Raw genomic sequence first — 18,888 nt, 5'->3', positions numbered from 1 at the left:
GCCACGGCAGACGCTGCTCCGGACATCTCGAAGGTCCCCTGTCGCTGAGGGCTGCGGTGAGGCGTCGTGCCGCCGATACCCGGGACGGGTGAACCAGCCTGTGGGTGAAGGTAGCCAGGAGAGCGTCGGCGAGCGCGGTATTTACCGTTGTCGGGAGCTGATTCAGGAAGCGACCGGAACGTTGGTGGTGGCCCCGCTGGCGTCGGTGACCCGTACCTCGGTCGCTGTCGCGGGCAGCAGTGCCGCGTCGCGGCCGACGTCCTGCCACTGGCCGTCGCCGACCCGGAAGCTCAGCGCTGACCCCTCGGCGGCGACGAGAACGCCCTGGTCGTCGGGCAGTCGTAGTCGCACAGGCAGGGGTGCCGACCAGTCCGCGGTCGTGCTGGCCACCGCCTCGAACGGCAGATATGTGCGGGCGAGCAACGCGATGACGCGGGACGGGTCGTCGTCGTACTGGACGGTTGTCACGAGGAGCCGCTGGCCGTCGGAGGTTGCCCCGTAGACCCACAGGAGGGGAGAGCCGTTGTGCGTGTGCGCTCCGACAGGGTCGATGTATTCGGCGAGGGCTTCGGTCGGCGCGTTCACCTCTGCGGCAGCGGGGTCGGTGCCCCAGACCTGCTGCGCGCCGGGCAACGTGTGTCGGAGAAGCGGTGGTGCGGGCCGATCCTTGTTGTCGGGGAAGAGGATCTCGCTCGTGCCGTCGATGTGAATCGCGTTCTGCCGTTCGACGGGAGTCCTGGAGAGCGCGACGGTGAGCTTCGTGCGCTGTGGCGGCACCGACAACACCGCCGCACCGTCTCGGAACACCACCGGCTCGAAGGTCCGCTCGACCTTGCCATCGGGCTCGTACCTCAGTTGCGCGGAGAACTCCACCGGTTGCCCGAAGTCGAGCACAAGGAGCACGTCGCGCTGTGGTCCGAGCAGTACCGCCTGCTCGAGGCCGTCTGTTTCGCTGCTGGTGGCCTGCGTCAGGGTGCGCACGCGCGGGCCACCGGCGGTGGGTTCGAGGAACCCCACCGTCGTGCCGTGCGCGGTGGCGTGGGCCACGTAGGCGGCCGGGCCAGCAGGCGTACCTCCTGCCCACACGACGTGCGGCTCGCCGCGCGTCCGATCCCCGGCCTCCTTGATCCGGCGCTGCCACACCTGGCGGACCTGCCGCAGGTATCCCTCATCGGCGGCCAGATCACCGCGAGTGGGCTGGTCGAGCAGCGGTGAAGCGGCACGGGTGTCTCCGGCGCCGCCGGGCAGGTCGAGGACGCCAGCCATGGGCACGGCCACCACTGCCGCGCAGAGCGCCGCCAACACCACTCGCCGGCGCACCACCCGCCGCCGCCCACCCCGACGCACTTCAGCGAGCAGACCCGGCGGGCTGACCAGGTCGTCCGTAGCGCGGTGCAGGATGCCGCGCACGTCACTGTCGTTCATGGTCATCGCGAACTCCCGGTTCCAGTGATGGGTATGACGAGGTTCGACTCGGCCAGCGCCTCTCGCAGCCGGGCCAACCCACGGGAGGCGTGACTCTTCACCGCACCCTCTGAGCAGCCCATCGCCGCCGCAACGTCGACGACCGGCAGGTCTTCCAGGTACCGGAGCACGACAGCGGCCCGCTGCCGCGCCGGCAACGCCCGCAGCGCCCCGACGACCAGTTCACGAACCGCCACCGCGTCGGCGTGGTCGCGGGCAACCCCGTCATGCTCGCCCAGCGACTGTTCCGGACGGCGGGCGCGCCACCGCCACCGGTTGATCGACCGGTTGACCAGCGCACGTCGCGCGTACGCCTCCGGGCTGCTCTGCACCCGCCGCCAGCGCACATACACCTGCTCCAGCACCTCCTGGAGCAGGTCCTCGGCGGCGTGCCGGTCCCCGGTCAGCAGGAAGGCGACCCGCAACAGCACCCCTGACCGTGTGCGAACGAAGTCGTCGAACTCCGCCCCACGCGAATCCCTCATCTGACCTCCCGGCCTCGTCAACCAGCAAGACACCAGGTGCGCTCGCGAGGTTTACCGGTCCCGGCAACTTTGCCCGATGGATCCGTCCCGCCGGGGGCCGGTCGCCCAGCGGGCTTCGGCCCAGCGGAGGAAACACGCGGTCAGGTCGGGGTCGTCGGTCACCGCGCGTCGACGATCGATCTGGTCAACGGACGGCGGCGGGGTCGGCCGGTTGCGGTTGCGGGGTCGTCGGCCAGGTGAGTCGGCGTACGGCGGGAACGAGGGCGGTTCCCGCGCAGGAGGCGAGCACCAGCAGGCCGGCGACGGCCAGCGGGACGGGTGCGCCGAACGCGTCGGCGGCCAACGGCGCCAGCGCGTAGCCCAGCGGCATGGCGCCCAGCGACACCAGCCAGTCGTACGAGGTGACCCGGGCCAGGACCTCCGGCGGGAAGTGGTGCTGCACGACGGTCTCCCACACCGGGTTGAGGTAACCGAGGGCGGTCAGCGCCACCGCGTAGGCGGCGATCACCGCGGGGGCGGGCGCGGCGACGGCGAGCAGGAACAGCGGGGCGGCGTAGCAGGCCAGCCCAAGGTTGGCCAGCAGCACCGGTCGGTGCAGCCGGACCCGTCCGGCCAGCAGCGATCCGGTCAGCATTCCGATCGCGCCGGCCTGCAACAGCAGCACCCAGGTCGTCTCGCCGCCGAGACGGTCGATGGCGACGGCCGGCCCGAGGGTCATCAGCACGGCGGCGGCGCCGTTCCAGACGCCGTGCCCGAACAGGCTGGTCCAGAACCAGTCGCGGGCGCGTACCTCGCCGAAGCCGTGTCGCAGGTCGGCGAGGACGGAGCGGCGGGGGACCGGCACGTGGCGGACCCGCACCAGCGCGAGCAGCGTGGCGCTGAGCGCGAACGACGCGCCGTCCAGGATGAACGCCCAGCCGGGACCGGCGGCCCAGATCAGCGCGCCGGCCAGCGCCGGGCCGGCGAGGCGGCTGGTGTTGGCGGTGATTCCCATCAGCGCGTTGGCGCGCTGTCGCTCGGCGGGCTCGACGGTGCCGGCGACCAGCGGGGAAGCGGTAGGAATGGCGAACGCCGAGGCGGTGCCGCCGAGCGCGGACGCCACCACCACTGTGGTCAGCGACGGGTCGCCGCCGAGCAGTTCCACGCCGACCGCGAGCTGCGTGGCGCAGCGGACCAGGTCGGCCAGGAGGGCGACCCGGCGGGCGTCGAACCGGTCGGCCACCACCCCGCCGAACGGCAGCAGAACCAGCCGGGGCACGACCGCCGCGGCGAGGACGACGGCCAGCGCGCCGGTGGAGCCGGTGGCCCGCAGCACGGCCAGCGCCAGGGCGGCGGGCACCACCGCGTCGCCGAGGGCGGAGATGGTGCGCCCCAGGAACAGCAGCCGGAAGGAGTGGTCGCGCAGTGGGTGAGCCATGGCCACAACATACTTCGGCGTCGAATATTTTGACAATGAATATTTCGGCGTTGAGGTAAGGTGGCACGGTGACCACCACTCCGGACGCTGTCGACCGGCACATCGAGCGTTGGCTGCCCGTGGTGCCCGGCCTCGACGCGGACGTCGAGGGAGCGGTGACCAGGATGATCCGACTGACCCGGCACCTGCGGGCCGTCAAGGAACGGGTCCTGGTCGACTTCGACCTGCCGGCCCACGAGTACGACACCCTGCACGCCCTGGCCGGCCGCGGTGGCCGGGCCGCACCCTCGGACCTCGCCACGGATCTCACGATGGCCCCCGCCTCGATCACCGCGCGGGTGGACGCGCTGCTGCGACGGGGCTTCGTCCGCCGGATTCCGTCGACAGTCGACCGTCGACGCGTCGACGTGGAGCTCACCGAGGCGGGCCAGGCCGCCTGGCGCGGGGCGATGGAGGTCCAGGGCGCCGAGGAGCATCGCCTGCTCGGCGCGCTCACCCCTACCGAGCGACGACACCTCTCCACCCTGCTGCGCCGGGTGCTGCTCGTCGCCGAAGAACCACAGAGCGCGCCCCAGACCGACTGAGCGGGGCCGAAAATCGCGTGGCGGCGCGCGTACCGCTGATGCGAGGGTGACCGGCGTGACTGCGCATGTGCTGGCCGGTGCCCTGGCCGACGACGGACGGCGACGGATCTTCGCGGCGATCGTGCTGGGTGCGACCAGCGCGACCGAGGTCGCCGCGCGGACCGGCCTGGCGGCGCGGGTGGTGCTCACCGGGGTCCGCCGGCTCACCGACGCGGGCCTTGTCACTGGCGAGGACGGTGCGCTCGCGGCCGACGAGGCGTCGCTGCGGGCCGCCGCGCGTGACAGCCACCCGGCCGACGACGCCGACCCCGACGTCGACCCGGTCCTGCGGACCTTCATGCGGGCGGGCGTCCTGGTGAGCCTGCCGGCGCAGCGCGGCCGGCGTCGGGTCCTGCTCGCGCACATCGCCGAGCAGTCGTTCGAGCCGGGCACCCGCTATCCGGAGCGGGCCGTCGACGACGCGCTCAAGCCGTGGTGCGCCGCAGGCGGGTCGGATCACGCGACGCTGCGCCGGTGTCTGATCGACGAGCAGTTGCTCACCCGCGAGCACGGCATCTACCAGCGGCCCTGAACGTCGACTACGGGAACCGTCTGGTCGCGGAGGATCTTGCTAGCCTCGGCGCATGACCTCCTGCACGCCCGCCGATGGCCCGCCGGACCTGTTGTTTCTGCTCTCCTGGGCGAGTCACGCGTTGCAGACCGAGCACGCCGCCGGGCTGGCCGAGCTGGGCATATCGCCGCGGGCGCACTACGTGCTGGCGCAGGCCTACACCGGCGAGCTGACCCAGCGGGAGATCGGCGAGCGGTGCGGTGTGGACAAGACCACGATGGTGGTGACGCTCGACCAGTTGGAACGGGCCGGCCTGGCCGAGCGCCGCCCGGTGCCAACGGACCGGCGGGCCCGGATGGTCGCTGTGACTCCAGCGGGGGAGCAGGTGCTGCGGCAAGCGCAACAGGTGGTCCGCCGCATCCAGGACGACCTGCTGGCAACCCTGCCCGAGCAGGACCGGGAGGTGTTCCTGCGGTCTCTCCTGGGGTTGGTGAGCGGACCACTGGCCAACACCTCCCCGTACGCGCCGGGGGCCCGCTCCGGCTGTTAGTTCCGAGAAAGATAGTTCCGAACAAGACTATCTGTTACGGTCGTACTCGTTCGTTTCCCCTGAACGAGGAGCCGTCATGAGTGCTGCCACCGTCACGACCCCCGCCCCGTCATTACTGCGCCGCCGCGCCCTCGGCGTCGCCGCCGCTGTCGTGGCCCCCCTGGCCATCTGGGTGATCGGCGTGTTGGCCGGAGTCGACTACACCGTCGAGAGCCCGGGCCAGCCCGCCACTGTCATCGGAGCCGGCGCGATCGTCATGATCGCCCTGGTGGCCGCCCTGCTCGGCTGGGCGTCGCTGGCGCTGCTGGAGCGGTTCGCCAGCCGGGTCGCTCGACCGGTCTGGATCTCGCTGGCCATCGTCGTGACGGTGCTGTCCTTCGTCCCCGTGCTCAGCGTCGAGGCCACCGGCGGCGCCAAGCTCGCGCTCGGCGCGACGCACGTGGCCGTGGCGGTCGCGTTGATCGCCCTGCTGCCCCGCCCCCGCCGGTAGACGGCACCCTGGTATTCCCCCCGCCCACCTCGTGTCGCGCTGACCACGGGGTGGGCGAAACCCTCAGGACCTGACGCGCCGAGGTTGCTAGCATCGCCGTCATGGCACGAGGTATCTGGTCGCAGAAGGTCCGCTCCGCCCGCTGACGGCGGCGCCCTTCGTTCTGCTGAATTCGCGCTCGCCGTCCCGGTTCCCGCCGGGCGGCCGTTACCTGCTGCCCGGCTCCATCGCGAGCTGCGGAGCACCGTTGAACCTCACACCGAACCCCGAAACCATGTCCCGGCCCGTCGAGGCCGGCAGTGCGCACGTCCGCGCCACCGACGTCACAGTGACCCGCGGGTCCCGGCGCGTCCTGACCGACGTCTCGGTCACCGTCTCCGCCCGTTCGAGGGTGGCGGTCGTCGGCGAGAACGGCCGCGGCAAGACGACGCTGCTGCACGTCCTCGCCGGGCTGATCACGCCGGACGGCGGCACCGTGCGGCGGGCCGGCACGATCGGACTGGCCCGCCAGGAGCTACCCGCCCGCGACGGCGAGACGGTCGGCACCCTCACGTCCGAGGCTCTCGCCGCGTCGCTCAGCGCCCTCGCTGCGCTGGACGAGGCGACTCTCGCCCTGGCCGCCGGCGCCCCGAGCGCCGAGGACCGCTACGCCTCCGCGCTCGACGCGGCCACCCGCCTCGACGCGTGGGACGCCGAGCGCCGCGTCGACGTGGCACTGGAGGCCCTCGACGCCTGCACCGACCGCGACCGCCCCCTGGCGACGTTGTCGGTGGGGCAGCGCTACCGGGTGCGGCTGGCGTGCCTGCTCGGCGCCCGCCACGATGTGCTGCTGCTCGACGAGCCGACCAACCACCTCGACGCGGGCGGCCTGGACTTCCTGACCCGCCGGCTCCGCGAGCACGACGGCGGTCTCGCCATCGTCAGCCACGACCGGGCGCTGCTCCGCGACGTCGCGGACCGGTTCCTCGACCTCGACCCCACCCACGACGCGAAGGCGCGGCTCCACGCCGGCGGTTATGACGCCTGGCAGGACGCCCGCTGTCGCGAGCGGGAACACTGGGAGCAGGAGTACGAGCAGCAGCAGACCGAGCGTCGACGACTCCAGGACGCGGTGTCGAAGGCCCGCGACCGGCTCTCCACCGGCTGGAGACCGGACAAGGGGACCGGCAAGCACCAGCGCCAGTCCCGCGCGCCGGGCGTCGTGCAGGCCCTGAACCGGCAGCAGGACGCGCTCCAGGCACACCGGATCGACGTACCGAAACCACCGCCGACGCTGCGGTTGCCGGACCTCGGCGTACGACAGGGCGCGCCGCAGGTACGCGCGCAGGGTGTCGCCGTCGACGGGCGGCTCGCTGGTCCGGTCGACCTCACCATCGACGGCGGTGACCGGCTGCTCGTCACCGGGCCCAACGGCGCCGGGAAGTCCACACTGCTCGCGGTGCTCGCCGGAGCGCTCGAACCCTCCGACGGGTACACCTGGACGGCGAGGGAGGCCCGGGTCGCCCGGCTCACCCAGGAGACCGCCGGGCAGGCCCCCGACCTCACCGCCGACGAGGTGTACGCCGGCCAGGTGGGACGCCTGGTGTCCGCCGGGGTGTTGCCCGCCGCCGAGGCCGTGTCGCTCGGATCGCTCGGGCTGCTGGACTCCGCCGCGACGCGTACGCCCGTCGGGCGGATGTCGCAGGGGCAGCGGCGCCGCCTCGATCTGGCACTGGTGTTGGCCGGGCGGCCCACAGTGATCCTGCTCGACGAGCCGACCAACCACCTGTCGTCGACGCTTGCCGACGAGCTGACCGCCGCGATCCGCGCGACGAGTGCCGCTGTCGTCGTCGCCACCCACGACCGGCAGTTGCTGCGGGATCTGGCCGACTGGCGGCTGCTGCGGGTCGGCGAGGCCACGACACCGGGCGCCCGGGCGACCGGATAAAGCCGTTGACCGGGCGGTGATGATCAACAGGTGACCGTCACCGCCCGACCCACCTGGACGACAAGCGCCAGCCGGCCCGACCACCCCGACGCGGTGCTGCTGCTGCGCGAGTACATGACCGAGATGGTGGTCCGCTACCACCGTCGCCCGGCCCGGCCCGGTGAGGTCGACGCCGCTCTGGCCGAGCTGCCCAGCGACGACCTGACCGCGCCGAGCGGGTTGCTCCTGCTCGCCCACCACGGCACGGACCTGGCCGGCTGCGCCGGGCTGCGCTGGCAGCCGGGATGGGCCGAGCTGACCCGGGTGTTCATCCGCGGCGAGCATCGCGGCGCCGGTGGGGGCGCCGTGCTGCTCGCCGCCGTCGAAGAGCAGGCCCGTGCGGCCGGGGCGCACCGGATCCGGCTCGACACCCGGCACGACCTGGTCGAGGCCCGCGCCCTGTACGCCCGGCACGGCTACGCGGAGATCCCGGCGTACTCGCGGGGCCCCTACGCCGACCACTGGTTCGAGAAGCAGTTGACGTTCGCTTCCGAAGACGCTAAATAAGAAGAGGAAGTTGAGTCACCCCGGCTCAACCCATCACCTTCGGCCAGGAGATCCGAGGAGGCATGACCATGTTGATGCGTACCGACCCGTTCCGCGAGATCGACCGGCTCGCCGAGCAGTTCTTCGGTACGGCGGCCCGTCCCGCGACGATGCACCTTGACGCCTACCGCGACGGCGACCACTTCTACGCGGCGTTCGACCTGCCCGGCGTCGACCCGGACAGCATCGACTGCACCGTCGAGCGCAACGTGCTCACCGTCCGCGCCGAGCGTCGCCGGCCCGCCGGCGACGGCGTCGAGCTGGTCGCCGCCGAACGCCCGATGGGCACCTTCACCCGGCAACTGTTCCTCGGCGACACGCTCGACACCGACAAGCTGGAGGCCGGCTACGAGAACGGGGTGCTGACGCTGCGCATCCCGGTCGCCGAGCGCGCCAAGCCCCGCCGGGTGACCATCCAGGCCAACGGTGCCGCCCGCCGAGAGATCAAAGCCTGACCCGACACGGTGACGGGTGGGACCGGCGCGCCTGCACGCCGATCCCACCCGAGGCTGAGAGCCTTTTTCACATGGTGTTCTCCGACGCTCCGGTGCTCGCCCGCCCGTCCGCGCCACCGGCGCTGCCGAGCGGGCCGGTCGAGGTCACCGAGGCGTGGCTGCGCAACCGGCGGCTGTCCGAGCACACCCGAGACGCCTACCGACGTGACGTCACCGGCTGGCTCACCTGGTGCAACGGGCACGACCTCGACCCGCTGCGGGCCACGTTCCTGCACGTCAACGAATACGCCCGCGCCCTGGAGAGCAGCCTCGGCACCCGCAGTGGCCGCCCACTGACCCCGGCGACAGTCGCACGCCGACTCTCGGCGCTGTCCAGTTGGTACGACTTCCTCGTCAAACTGGGCGCTGTGCCGGCCAACCCGGTCTCCGGCGCCGACCGCCCCCGCGTCGACCGGGACCACTCCGCCACCGTCGGGCTCACCCCCGAGGAGGTGGACGCCCTGCTCAGCGCCGCCGACGCGGACACCGGCGCGACCGCCGTCCGCAACCGGGCGGCCCTCGCGCTCCTCGCCGACCTGGGCCTGCGGGTCGGGGAGCTGATCTCGCTGGACCTGACCGACCTCGGCACCGAACGCGGCCACCGCAGCGTGCGTTTCGTCGGCAAGGGCGGCAAACAACGCCGCCGCGCCCTCACCCCCGGCACCGGCCACGCCCTGGACGCCTACCTGGCCCAGCGGGCCGCCACCACCGGCGTGCCGGTGCCGCAGCTCACCGGCCCGCTGCTGGTCACCGCCAGCGGTGCCCGGCTGGACCGACACTCGGTGTTCCGGATGGTCCGTCGGCTCGCCCGCGCCGCCGGCATCCAGGCCTGGGCGAAGCTGTCCCCGCACTCGCTGCGGCACGCCTTCGCCACCACGGCCCGCTCGGAGGGCGTGCCGTTGGAGGACGTGCAGGACGCCATGGGGCACGCCGACCCGCGCACCACCCGCCGCTACGACCGGGACCGGCACAACCTCGACCGCGACCCGGCCTACGCGGTGTGGGCGGCCCGGTCGCGTCGTCGCGGCTGAGCAGCGCGGGCGGCGCTGCCGCGGCTCTGCGTCCGCCCGTGTCAGCTCTGTGGGCGGGGGCAAATGCAGAACGGCTGCCCGATCGGGTCGAGAAGCACCACCCACCGCTCACCACCGGGCTGGAAGGAGGGCTTCGACGCGCCAGCGGCCACGAACTTCTCCTCCGCCGCCGCCAGGTCGTCGACGTAGAGATCCAGGTGGTAGCGCTTGTCACCGGTCTCGTCCGGCCAGGAGGGCGGTCGGTAACCCTCCACCAGCCCGAAGCCGATGGAGACGCCACCGGAGCTGATCATCGCGTATTCCGGTTGGCTGTGGGTGACCTCCCAGCCGAGCGCCTCGTGATAGAACGCGGCGTGGCCGGCGGGATCGGAACTGTCGAGGTTGACCATCGCGAGGTCGGCAGAAACTGTCACGCCGGCAGTATGCCGCCGGGGCCCGACACCTTCGGCCCCGCGACACTCGCCGAGGCCCAATGTCAGGCCCCCGCCCTACGGTCGGCGGATGAGACACGGTCTGGAGATTTCCTGCGGTGGGGCCTCGATCGCGGTGTCCACACTGGTCGAGCTGGGTGAGCTTGCCGAACGCGCCGGCTGGGACGGCGTGTTCCTGGAGGACTATCTGATCCACTATTCCGGCGACGAGCCGTTCACCTACGACCCGTGGCTCGTCCTCGCCGCGATCGCCGGGCACACCGACCGGGTGCGACTGGGCACCACCGTCACCGCGCTGCCCCGACGCCGCCCGGCGAAGTTGGCGCGGGAGGTCCTCACCCTCGACCACCTCAGCGCGGGCCGGGCGACAGTCGCGGTCGGTGTCGGTGACCCCGGCGACCGGGGTCTGGTCGCCTTCGGCGAGCAGACCGAGCTGTCCGTGCGGGCCGCGATGCTCGACGAGGGTCTCGACCTGCTGACCGGGCTGCTCAGCGGTGGGCGGGTCAGTCACCAGGGCACCCACTACCGCGCCGACGGGGTGTCGCTGCGGCCGGCGCCGGTGCAGTCGCCGCGGGTGCCGGTCTGGGTCGGCGGGAGCACGCAGGCCGGGGCGGTGCGCCGCAGGGCCGCTCGCGCCGACGGCATCGTGCCGTACAAGCTCACCGACACCGACGGGTGGTCCGACTTCACCCCCGACGAGGTCCACGACCTGGCGAAGGCCCTGCCATCGACACGCGCCGACGGTCAGCCGTTCGACGTGGCCATCGGCGGCCGGCGACGCCGCTCCGACGAACGCGCCGAACGGGCCTACCTCGGCGAGCTGGCCACCGCCGGGGCCACCTGGTGGTTGGAGTTCGTTCCGGCCGGCGATCCGGCCACGATGCGCGCAGCCGTTGCCCGAGGCCCCCTGCGCTGACCCGGGGTCAGGGGGCGTCGAGGGGCCAGAACGTCACGCGGGCCGTGCCGTCGCGGCAGATCAACCCGGCGCCGACCCGGCGGCAGTCGGTCACACCCGCCGGGAGCACAGCGGACACCCGATGACCGTCGCGCCCCACCGTCGCGACCAGGGAGCGCCTACCGTCAGCCGCCATCCCCAGCACCACCAGGGGTTCCGTGGCAACCCGTGGGCCAGCGACCGTTCGCCAGCGCGCCCCGCCCGGCCACGTCCACACCCGCACCCCGCTGCCCGCGTCGATCGCCCAGCGTCCCTGCTCGTCCTGCCCGCAGAGCAGACCCTGGCAGGGCCGCAGGATCAGGTCACCCGGCTGCACCGGCGACCGCCAGCGCGGCACCAGCCCGGGTAGGTCGTAGCCGGTCAGCGCCACCGCGCCGCCGCGCGGGTGGCGCAGCACCAGGTGCGCCCCGACAACCTGGGGATTGTCCGGGCCGTAGTCGGCAGGCGGAAGCTGTCCCCGCCCACGTTCGGTGCCGTCGCGGGCGTCGAGCAGCCGGACCAACCCGTCGTCCTGCACCAGCAGCACCCGCCCAGGCAGGCCGGGCAGCGCCCGCAGCACCGCAGTGGAGGGCAGCGGGACCGACCACAGGGTCGCCCCGGTGGCCGGGTCGACGCCGTGCACAGTGCCCTCGACCCGCCGACCCGGTTCGGAGGCGCTGCGCACCTCGCTCACCGCGACCGCCGCGTCCCCGGCCGCGTACACCCGCTCGGGTCGCCGCCATACCGGCTCGCCGGTCCGCAACGACCGCCCGGTGGTCATCCGTGCCCCGAGCGCCTGGTCGCGCTCGACCAGCAGCAGCACATCACCGGCGACCTCGGCGGACCACCCGGCTGCGGGCGGCACTGTGACCCGCCACCGCGGCGGCCCGTTCGGCGCGACCGAGTCGTAGGCGCTCAGCGTCGGCGGGTTCGGCTCAGGGTCGACGACCAGCAGCAGCGGCCCCGCGCCCAGCACCGTCGCCCGGGCGGGCAGCGCCGGCCCGGGCTGCGGCGTCAGGCGCGCGGCCGGGGCGGCACCACCGAGCAGCAGGACACAGGCCGCCACCAGCACCGCCACCCGCCACCGGCGGGACACCTGCGGTGGTGGGCGGCGCTCGTCCGGGGGCGCGCCCCTGTCGTCACCCAGCTCGATCAGCACCGACATGGCGTTCACCCGTCCGCTCGCGCCGACCGGTCAGCAGAGCAGGTCGAGGTGATGGTGGGCGTCCTCGGCGATCTCCTCGTGCCGCAGCCAGCGGCGCGCCCACAGCCGGGCGGCCAACTCCGCCTGCTCGTCGCCCCACGCGGCGTGCTCGACAAGCAACGCGGTGGTCAGCGCGTACGCCAGGCGCAACGCCAGACCGCGGGCGCCCGCGAGCACCGCCGGCGCACCCGGTTCGACGGTCACCGCGGCGATGGTCTCCGCCAACTGCGCGGCAGCGGTGGCCAGGGTGTCGGCCAGCACCGGCGACAGCGGCCGCGCGAGGTCGACGGCGGCGGTCAGCCGGCTCAGCAGCGGCGTCCCGGCGTCCTCCCGGGTCAACGCGCGCAGCACGTCCAGGGCCAGCACATTGGTGGTGCCCTCCCAGATCGGCAGCACCTGGGCGTCACGCAGCAGGCGGGGCACGCCGGTGTCCTCCACGTAGCCGGCCCCGCCGAAGCTCTCCACGTACTCGCTGGCGGAGCTGACGGCGAGTCGACCGGTGGCGAGCTTCGCCAACGGTGCCACGATGCGCAGCTCGGCCGCGGCCTCCGGATCGGCGCCGACCTCGACCCGCCCGAGCAGGGCGAAGGCGTGCCCGGCGAGAGCGAACGCGCCCGCCGCGTCGACGGCGAGGGTGCCCAGGGTGGCCCGGTGCAGGGGCGAGGACACCAGCGGGCCGCCGGCGACGTGCCGCGCCTCGGCGTACGCGCGGGCGTAGGCGAGACCCCGTCGCATCCCGCCGGCCGCCGCCGCGGCGTTGTGCACCCGGGTCACCACGACCAGAGTCATCGCCCGGACCAGACCGGGCACCGCCGGGTCACCCAGCGGCAGGGCGTACGCGTCGCGCAGGCCGATCTCGGCGGTGGGCAGCGCCCGGGTGCCCAGCTTGTCCTTGAGCCGGTGCACTGTGACACCCGGTGCGGGTGCACCGGGCGCCCCGCCGTCGGCCAGCGGTGAGTCGACCGCGTACCGGGGAACGAGGAACGGGGCGAGCACCCGGCTGCCCCGCCCGGCGCCCTCGGGCCGGGCCAGCGCCACCGCCATCGCCGCGTCGGCGGCGGAGCAGAACCACTTCTCCCCGGTCAGCCGCCACGAACCGTCCGCCGCGGGTCGGCCGAGGGTGCTGGAGCGGCCCAGATCGGAACCGCCCTGCGACTCGGTCATCCACTGCCCGCTGGTGATCGCCGTGGCCGGGTCCGTGGAGATCAGCCGGGGCAGCCACGCGTCGCGGACCGTGGCGTCGACGTCGGGCATGCTGAGCAGCGCCGCCGCCCCGTCGGCCATCGCCACCGGGCAGGAGAACGTCGCCGACTCCGGCCCGTACAGGTGCAGCAGGGCGTGCTGCACGACCCGCGCGGCGGCACCCCAGGTGCCCCGCGCGTCCGGCAGGTAGGGCAGCGCCACCACGGCGTGTCGGGCGGCGGCGGCACGTTGCGCCTGCCAACCGGCGGAGGTGTCGATGCGATCGATCCGGGCACCCCACGGGTCGTAGCGGACCAGCGTCGGCGGGTGCGCCTCCGCGTCGGCGTGCGCCGCGCGCAGCGGGCCGGTGACGTCGGCGGCCAGGTCCGCGAGACGGCCCTTCGCGGCGGCGTGCCCGCCCGGGCCGAGGTGACGCTCCAGCCAGGACAGCAGCAGACCATCGCCGGCGTACGGGTCGACGGGGGGTGGTACCGGCTGCACGAAGCGGCTCATCGATCGGCTCCTGGCACTGCTCGGGGGTGTGCGCCGACGGTAGACGATGCGGGGCCGCCGCGAACAGGGCACACCCGCCCATCGGGCGCACCCAGTTTCCGGCTTGTCGCCCGTCGGCGTGACCGTCTTCTCTACGGTCGGTAGTCGTGGGTGCGGGCCAGTCGTGGAGCCGACCGGCCCGGCGTCACCGCCCGATGCGCACCGGGTTGGCGTTCGCCGGGTTCGGCGTGGCGCTGTGCTGCGTGGGGGTGGCCGGGCTGGGCGCCTGGAACCTGCAGACCGTCCGGCAGGCCGCCGGCCCGATCCGGGAGACCGCCGACGGTTTCCTCAGCGAGGTGGCTCTCGGCGACAGCGACCGGGCGTACGAGCGGCTCTGCGAGGACGCGCGCAGCCGCTGGAGCGAGATTGGCTTCACCAGTTGGGTGCGGACACCACCGATGGTCACCGACTACGAGATCACCGACGTGTCGGTCGCGACCCGCAGCGGACGACCGCAGGGCACGGTGACTGTGAAGGTGACCCGCGACGGCGGGCTCAGCGAGGAACGTCGCCTACCGGTGGTCCGTGAGGACGGAAGCTGGCGGGTGTGCGGTGACCCCTTCTAGGCCCACTGTCGCCGCCCCGCTACGCCCACAGTTGCTGCGACCGCGCGAGGGGGTGCAGCCGACCACCTCGACGGAACTCTTCTTCGACCTCGTCTTCATCTTCACCATCACCCAGCTGTCGCACTACCTGCTCGCGCACCTGGACTGGAGGGGCGCGGGACGTACCGGCCTGTTGCTGGCGCTGGTGTGGCTCGTCTGGGTCTACACCACCTGGCTGACGAACTGGCTGCAACCGGACCAGGGGCCGGTGCGGACGATGCTGATCGGGGTGGGGCTGGGCAGCCTGCTGTTGTCGGCGACGATCCCGGAAGCGTTCGGCTCGACCGGCCTGCTCTTCGCGCTGGTCTACGTCATCGTGCAGGTGGGCCGCACCCTGTTCGCGTTGTGGGCGGTGCAGGGCAGTCCGTGGTTGGTGGCCGGATTTCAGCAGTCGCTGCCGTGGATCACGGGAACGTCGGTGCTCGTGGTCGTCGGTGGCCTGGTCGGCGGTGCCGCCCGGGACGCGGTGTGGGCGGCGGTGATCGTGATCGAGGTGGTCGGCCTCTCGATCGGCTATCCGCTGCCGCGACGGGGACGCAGCCGACCCGAGCGGTGGATGGTGGAGGGCGGGCACCTGGCCGAACGGTGCGCGGCGTTCGTCCTGATCGCGCTGGGGGAGTCGATCCTGGTCACCGGCAGCACCCTCACGTCGCAGGTGAACCTGGTGACGTCCGGGGCGTTCCTGCTGGCGTTCGGCGGTTCGGTGGCGCTGTGGTGGGTCTACTTCGCCCGCTCGGCCCCGGCGGCCACGCAGGTCATCGCCCAGGCCGGGGAGCGCACCGGCGCGTTGAGCCGGGTCGCGTTCAACTTCCTGCACCCGGTGATCGTGGCCGGTGTCGTCGTCGCGTCGGCGGCGGACGAGCGGTTACTGCGGGAGCCCGGCGTGCCGGCCACCACTGTCGACGTGCTGCTCACCCTGGGGGGTCCCGCGCTGTTCCTGGCCGGGCACGCCGCCTACAAGGCGCTGCTGTGGCGGATCCTGCCGATCAGCCGGGTCGCGGCGGTGGTGGTCCTGCTGGCGCTGATGCCGACAGCTGTGGTGCTGGGAGCTCCCGTCGCGGTGTGCGCCGCTGCGGCGCTGGCGGTGACGGTCGCCGTGATCCTGACCGACCGGTTCCGGGTGCGGACCGCAGCGGCCCGGCAGCCGTCCTGACCGTCCGGCGCACCGGGTCGGTTCCAGCTGGTGGGGCGCCTCAGTCGCGCGGGCCGAGGTCGCCGCTGCGGAAGTGCCGGCGGCAGAGCACCTGGTAGCGCACCTCGGCGGTGTCGACGGTGTCGCCGATGACGACCTGGGCGCCCTCACGGACGACCCGCCCGTCGACGACGCGGGCGTTGAGCAGCCCTTCGCGGCCGCACCAGCAGAGCACCTCGACCTGGATGCGGGCCACCTCGTCGGCCAGCTCGAACAGGCGTTGCGCGGCGGGGAACATCCGCGACCGGAAGTCGGTGGCCAAGCCGAACGCGAACACGTCGACGTCGTAGCTGTCGACCAGTTCGGCCATCTGCTCGACGTGCTCGACCGTGTAGAAGCACGCCTCGTCGCAGATCAGGTAGTCCACGCGTACCCCGTCGGCCCACCGGCCGCGCACCAGGGCCCGCAGGTCCAGGTCGTCGGTGACCTCGATGGCCTCGTGGGCCAGGCCGATGCGGGTGGTGACCTGCGGTCCCAGCGACCGGTCGATGCGGGTGGTGACCAGCCCGCGCCGGCCCTGCCGGGCGTGGTTGTAGTTCATCTGCAACGCCATCGTGGACTTACCGCAGTCCATTGGCCCCCAGAAGAACTTCAACGCCGCCGCGTGCACCGGCCGCCCGTCGAGCCCACGCGCCGCCGCGCACGCGGCCGGAGCGTGCGGCTGGCCGGGGAACCGATGGGCCAGGCAGGTCGGGGCGGTGGTGGCGTCGTCAGTCACGGTCGGGCAGCCTAGCCGATCGGCCACTCCTGATCTGTCAGGCGCGGGACGCGTGCTCAGAGCACCCGCGGTGGCGTGTTGCCGGCGGCGATGATGGCACGGCGCATCGGCACGGCGGCGAGGAGCAGGAAACCGACCACGAAGAAGATCAGCAGTGAGACCAGGCCCACCCGGTAGGAGGAGGTGAGCTGGAACACCAGGCCGAAGGCGAGCGGGCCGAGCCAGCTGGTGCCCTTGTCGCTGATCTCGTAGAAGCCGTAGTACTCGCCTTCCTTCCCGGTGGGGATGAGCTGGCTGAACAGCGACCGACTCAGCGCCTGGCTGCCGCCCAGGACCAGGCCGATGGCCGCGCCGAGGACCATGAACGGCACCGGCGCCTCGGCGGGCAGCCGGAACGCGGCGATGATCACACCGGTCCAGAGGACCAGGCTGAGCAGCACGGTCTTCCACGCGCCGATGCGCCGGGCCAGCGCGCCCAGGCTCAACGCTCCGCCGAAGGCGAGGAACTGCACCAGCAGGATCGTGATGATCAGGGTGCTCTGCTCCAGGCGCAGTTCCTCGGTGCCGTACTGGCTGGCCAGGGTGATGACGGTCTGGATGCCGTCGTTGTAGACCAGGAAGGCGAGCAGGAAGTACAGCGTCAGCGGGTACGCCTTGATCTCGCGGACGGTGCGGCCGAGCTGGCGGAACCCGTCGGTGAGAATGTTGCCGCCACCGGCCAGTGCCGCCGCTGGCGGGCGTTCACGCAGCCACCGCAGCGGGACCAGCGTGAACAGCGCCCACCAGACACCGGCGGACACGATCGACCAGCGGGCCAGGTCCAGGGTGCGTTGCGGGTTGTCACCGTCGTCGAGCAGGGTGATCGCGACCAGGTTGAGCGCCAGCAGCAGACCGCCGCCGAGGTAGCCCAGCGCCCAGCCGCGACTGGAGATGCCGTCGCGTTCGTCGGGGCCGCCGAGCTGCGGCAGGAACGAGTTGTAGACCACGATCGCGGCGCCGAACGAGATGTTGGCGACCAGGAAGAGCGCCCCGCCGAGCAGGTATCGGTCGCCGGTGACCAACGCCATCGCGATGGTGGCGCCGGCGCCGGTGAACGCGGCACCGCCGAGCAGCCGCTTCTTGTGCGCCGACCGGTCCGCGATGGCCCCGATGACCGGCAGCACGAACACGGTGAGGAACACCGACAGCGAGATCAGGTACGGGTAGTAGGACCCGGCGGCGACCTTGATGCCGAGTGGGTACACGAAGCCGTCGCACGAATCCGCACCCAGCTCGCACCCGGCCGCCACCTCGGCGACCGTGGTCAGGAACGGGCCGAGGAACACGGTGATGACGGTGGTCTGGAACGCGGAGTTGGCCCAGTCGTAGATGTACCAGCCCCGGCGCTCCCGGCGGGTGCTCGCGGGAGGTGGGGTGTCGTCCACCGTGGGGGTCACGGTCTCGGCCATCGGGGGTCCTTGGAATGGTTCAGGCGGCCCAGTGGCCGCGGCTGCGGTAGACGTCGCGCAGCACGCCGACGTGATCGGTCATGATGCCATCCACGCCACGATCCAGTAAGTCGTGCATCTGGGCGGGTTCGTCGATCGTCCAGACGTGCACCTGCAGGCCGATCCGGTGGCAGTAGTCGAGGAACCGGCGGTCCACCACCGGCACCCGCCCGTAGCGCGGCGGCACCTGCGCGGCGACCACCGACGGCGGCAGCCGCAGCGGACGCCCGTGCAGGGAGGCCAGCCGCAGCCGGGCGACGCCGCGCATGCCGAGGCTGGTGGCGACGCGTCCCTCGGTGAGCGCCCGCAGCCGGGTCAGCCGGGCGTCGCTGAACGAGGCGAGCAGCACCCGGTCGCCGGCGCCGGCCCGGGTCACTGTCGCGACCGTCGGCTCGACGCCGCCGTCGGCCTTCACGTCGATGTTGAAGCGGACCTGCGGCCACGCCCCCAACACCTCGTCGAGCCGGGGTACGACGGCGGCGCCGCCGACGCGTACGGAGGCGAGGTCCGCCCAGCTCATCTCGGCGATGCGCCCCGCCTCGCCGGTGACCCGACGCAACGTCGGATCGTGGAAGATCACCGCCACGCCGTCGGCGGTGGCGTGCACGTCGGTCTCCACGTACCGGTAGCCCAGCCCGATGGCCCGGGCGAACGCCTCGGTGGTGTTCTCGTCGCCCTCGGCGGCGCCGCCACGGTGGGCGAACGCCAGCGGCGCGGGCGCGTCGAGGTAGCCGAATCGGGTCAACACGCAGCGCAGTATGCCTGCCGTCGGTGGAGCGCGGGTGGCCTGCCGGCGAAGATCAGGCCTGGGACGCCGGGGAGGCGGCACGGGTGGTTGCCGTGGTCGGCAGGTGTCCCTGTCCGCGGTGGCGGCAGGCACGACGTCGGCATGCCAGTCGGCCGCACGATCCCGCCGGACCGGCCTACGGCCCCCACCTCCGGATGCCTGTCCTACGTCCTTTGCTCTGCACCCGCGGACGCACCAGTCACCTTCAGTAACTGGTGC

Annotated in this window: 20 protein-coding genes; 11 read left to right on the top strand and 9 right to left on the bottom strand. The window is 72.8% G+C overall.

Annotated elements, in window-relative coordinates:
- Window positions 1-162: 162 nt before the first annotated feature.
- From AB0B48_RS22630 to AB0B48_RS22620, 3 genes are all read right to left on the bottom strand, one after another.
- On the bottom strand, window positions 163-1,431 hold the full coding sequence (locus AB0B48_RS22630; RefSeq protein WP_357204557.1) for a hypothetical protein: 1,269 nt from the start codon (window positions 1,429-1,431) through the stop codon (window positions 163-165).
- Entirely contained in the window at window positions 1,428-1,949 is a 522-nt protein-coding gene (locus AB0B48_RS22625; RefSeq protein WP_357204555.1) for a SigE family RNA polymerase sigma factor, read from the bottom strand. The genes AB0B48_RS22630 and AB0B48_RS22625 overlap by 4 nt, the downstream gene beginning before the upstream one ends.
- A 184-nt stretch (window positions 1,950-2,133) precedes the next feature.
- A complete protein-coding gene (locus AB0B48_RS22620) occupies window positions 2,134-3,366 on the bottom strand; it encodes an MFS transporter (RefSeq protein ID WP_357204553.1) in 1,233 nt (410 codons plus the stop codon).
- 68 nt (window positions 3,367-3,434) lie between these two features.
- On the opposite strand from AB0B48_RS22620, the gene AB0B48_RS22615 reads away from it, so the two are divergent.
- From AB0B48_RS22615 to AB0B48_RS22580, 8 genes are all read left to right on the top strand, one after another.
- Entirely contained in the window at window positions 3,435-3,950 is a 516-nt protein-coding gene (locus AB0B48_RS22615; RefSeq protein ID WP_357204551.1) for a MarR family transcriptional regulator, read from the top strand.
- Window positions 3,951-4,005: 55 nt separating this feature from the next.
- Window positions 4,006-4,521, top strand: a complete 516-nt coding sequence (locus tag AB0B48_RS22610; RefSeq protein WP_357204549.1) for a DUF2087 domain-containing protein — start codon at window positions 4,006-4,008, stop codon at window positions 4,519-4,521.
- 52 nt (window positions 4,522-4,573) lie between these two features.
- Window positions 4,574-5,050, top strand: a complete 477-nt coding sequence (locus AB0B48_RS22605; RefSeq protein WP_357204547.1) for a MarR family transcriptional regulator — start codon at window positions 4,574-4,576, stop codon at window positions 5,048-5,050.
- Between the two features lie 76 nt (window positions 5,051-5,126).
- A complete protein-coding gene (locus tag AB0B48_RS22600) occupies window positions 5,127-5,540 on the top strand; it encodes a DUF6069 family protein (protein ID WP_357204545.1) in 414 nt (137 codons plus the stop codon).
- 247 nt (window positions 5,541-5,787) lie between these two features.
- Entirely contained in the window at window positions 5,788-7,467 is a 1,680-nt protein-coding gene (locus tag AB0B48_RS22595) for an ATP-binding cassette domain-containing protein (RefSeq protein ID WP_357204542.1), read from the top strand.
- Window positions 7,468-7,497: 30 nt separating this feature from the next.
- Window positions 7,498-8,013: a GNAT family N-acetyltransferase gene (locus tag AB0B48_RS22590; RefSeq protein WP_357204540.1), complete on the top strand. Its 516-nt coding sequence runs from the start codon at window positions 7,498-7,500 to the stop codon at window positions 8,011-8,013.
- A 68-nt stretch (window positions 8,014-8,081) separates the two neighbouring features.
- Entirely contained in the window at window positions 8,082-8,507 is a 426-nt protein-coding gene (locus AB0B48_RS22585) for an Hsp20/alpha crystallin family protein (protein WP_355007589.1), read from the top strand.
- 71 nt (window positions 8,508-8,578) lie between these two features.
- Window positions 8,579-9,577, top strand: a complete 999-nt coding sequence (locus AB0B48_RS22580) for a tyrosine-type recombinase/integrase (protein WP_357204538.1) — start codon at window positions 8,579-8,581, stop codon at window positions 9,575-9,577.
- 41 nt (window positions 9,578-9,618) lie between these two features.
- Here the strand turns inward: AB0B48_RS22580 and AB0B48_RS22575 are convergent, their stop codons facing one another.
- Window positions 9,619-9,990 (bottom strand): VOC family protein, encoded by a 372-nt coding sequence (locus AB0B48_RS22575; protein WP_357204536.1) that lies wholly within the window; start codon window positions 9,988-9,990, stop codon window positions 9,619-9,621.
- 88 nt (window positions 9,991-10,078) lie between these two features.
- On the opposite strand from AB0B48_RS22575, the gene AB0B48_RS22570 reads away from it, so the two are divergent.
- The gene (locus AB0B48_RS22570) at window positions 10,079-10,924 is read left to right on the top strand and encodes an LLM class flavin-dependent oxidoreductase (protein WP_357204534.1); all 846 of its coding nucleotides are present in this window, start codon (window positions 10,079-10,081) and stop codon (window positions 10,922-10,924) included.
- Window positions 10,925-10,931: 7 nt separating this feature from the next.
- Here AB0B48_RS22570 and AB0B48_RS22565 read toward each other — a convergent pair whose 3' ends face one another.
- Complete coding sequence (locus tag AB0B48_RS22565; RefSeq protein ID WP_357204532.1) at window positions 10,932-12,107, bottom strand: PQQ-binding-like beta-propeller repeat protein; 1,176 nt, start codon at window positions 12,105-12,107, stop codon at window positions 10,932-10,934.
- A gap of 30 nt (window positions 12,108-12,137) precedes the next feature.
- Window positions 12,138-13,841, bottom strand: coding sequence for an acyl-CoA dehydrogenase family protein (locus AB0B48_RS22560; protein ID WP_357204530.1), 1,704 nt, complete (start codon window positions 13,839-13,841; stop codon window positions 12,138-12,140).
- 194 nt (window positions 13,842-14,035) lie between these two features.
- On the opposite strand from AB0B48_RS22560, the gene AB0B48_RS22555 reads away from it, so the two are divergent.
- A complete protein-coding gene (locus AB0B48_RS22555; protein WP_357204561.1) occupies window positions 14,036-14,446 on the top strand; it encodes a hypothetical protein in 411 nt (136 codons plus the stop codon).
- Window positions 14,433-15,638 carry a low temperature requirement protein A gene (locus AB0B48_RS22550; protein ID WP_357204528.1) on the top strand — a complete coding sequence of 402 codons (1,206 nt, stop codon included), beginning with the start codon at window positions 14,433-14,435 and terminating at the stop codon, window positions 15,636-15,638. The genes AB0B48_RS22555 and AB0B48_RS22550 overlap by 14 nt, the downstream gene beginning before the upstream one ends.
- 40 nt (window positions 15,639-15,678) lie before the next feature.
- Here the strand turns inward: AB0B48_RS22550 and AB0B48_RS22545 are convergent, their stop codons facing one another.
- The 3 genes from AB0B48_RS22545 to AB0B48_RS22535 form a co-directional block, all read right to left on the bottom strand.
- Window positions 15,679-16,287 (bottom strand): thymidine kinase, encoded by a 609-nt coding sequence (locus AB0B48_RS22545; RefSeq protein WP_357204559.1) that lies wholly within the window; start codon window positions 16,285-16,287, stop codon window positions 15,679-15,681.
- A gap of 164 nt (window positions 16,288-16,451) precedes the next feature.
- Window positions 16,452-17,843: an MFS transporter gene (locus tag AB0B48_RS22540; protein WP_357204526.1), complete on the bottom strand. Its 1,392-nt coding sequence runs from the start codon at window positions 17,841-17,843 to the stop codon at window positions 16,452-16,454.
- 19 nt (window positions 17,844-17,862) lie between these two features.
- Entirely contained in the window at window positions 17,863-18,630 is a 768-nt protein-coding gene (locus AB0B48_RS22535; RefSeq protein ID WP_355007521.1) for a glycerophosphodiester phosphodiesterase, read from the bottom strand.
- Window positions 18,631-18,888 lie beyond the last annotated feature (258 nt).

It is taken from the genome of Micromonospora sp. NPDC049089 (assembly GCF_040648775.1).
Classification (GTDB): domain Bacteria; phylum Actinomycetota; class Actinomycetes; order Mycobacteriales; family Micromonosporaceae; genus Micromonospora.
This window is presented reverse-complemented; position numbering and strand designations above follow the sequence as displayed.

Coding starts and splice junctions, on each gene's coding strand:
- AB0B48_RS22630 (WP_357204557.1), bottom strand. CDS start 1,431: ATGACCATGAACGACAGTGACGTGCGCGGCATCCTGCACCGCGCTACG.
- AB0B48_RS22625 (WP_357204555.1), bottom strand. CDS start 1,949: ATGAGGGATTCGCGTGGGGCGGAGTTCGACGACTTCGTTCGCACACGG.
- AB0B48_RS22620 (WP_357204553.1), bottom strand. CDS start 3,366: ATGGCTCACCCACTGCGCGACCACTCCTTCCGGCTGCTGTTCCTGGGG.
- AB0B48_RS22605 (WP_357204547.1), top strand. CDS start 4,574: ATGACCTCCTGCACGCCCGCCGATGGCCCGCCGGACCTGTTGTTTCTG.
- AB0B48_RS22600 (WP_357204545.1), top strand. CDS start 5,127: ATGAGTGCTGCCACCGTCACGACCCCCGCCCCGTCATTACTGCGCCGC.
- AB0B48_RS22585 (WP_355007589.1), top strand. CDS start 8,082: ATGTTGATGCGTACCGACCCGTTCCGCGAGATCGACCGGCTCGCCGAG.
- AB0B48_RS22580 (WP_357204538.1), top strand. CDS start 8,579: ATGGTGTTCTCCGACGCTCCGGTGCTCGCCCGCCCGTCCGCGCCACCG.
- AB0B48_RS22570 (WP_357204534.1), top strand. CDS start 10,079: ATGAGACACGGTCTGGAGATTTCCTGCGGTGGGGCCTCGATCGCGGTG.
- AB0B48_RS22565 (WP_357204532.1), bottom strand. CDS start 12,107: ATGTCGGTGCTGATCGAGCTGGGTGACGACAGGGGCGCGCCCCCGGAC.
- AB0B48_RS22560 (WP_357204530.1), bottom strand. CDS start 13,841: ATGAGCCGCTTCGTGCAGCCGGTACCACCCCCCGTCGACCCGTACGCC.
- AB0B48_RS22555 (WP_357204561.1), top strand. CDS start 14,036: ATGCGCACCGGGTTGGCGTTCGCCGGGTTCGGCGTGGCGCTGTGCTGC.
- AB0B48_RS22540 (WP_357204526.1), bottom strand. CDS start 17,843: ATGGCCGAGACCGTGACCCCCACGGTGGACGACACCCCACCTCCCGCG.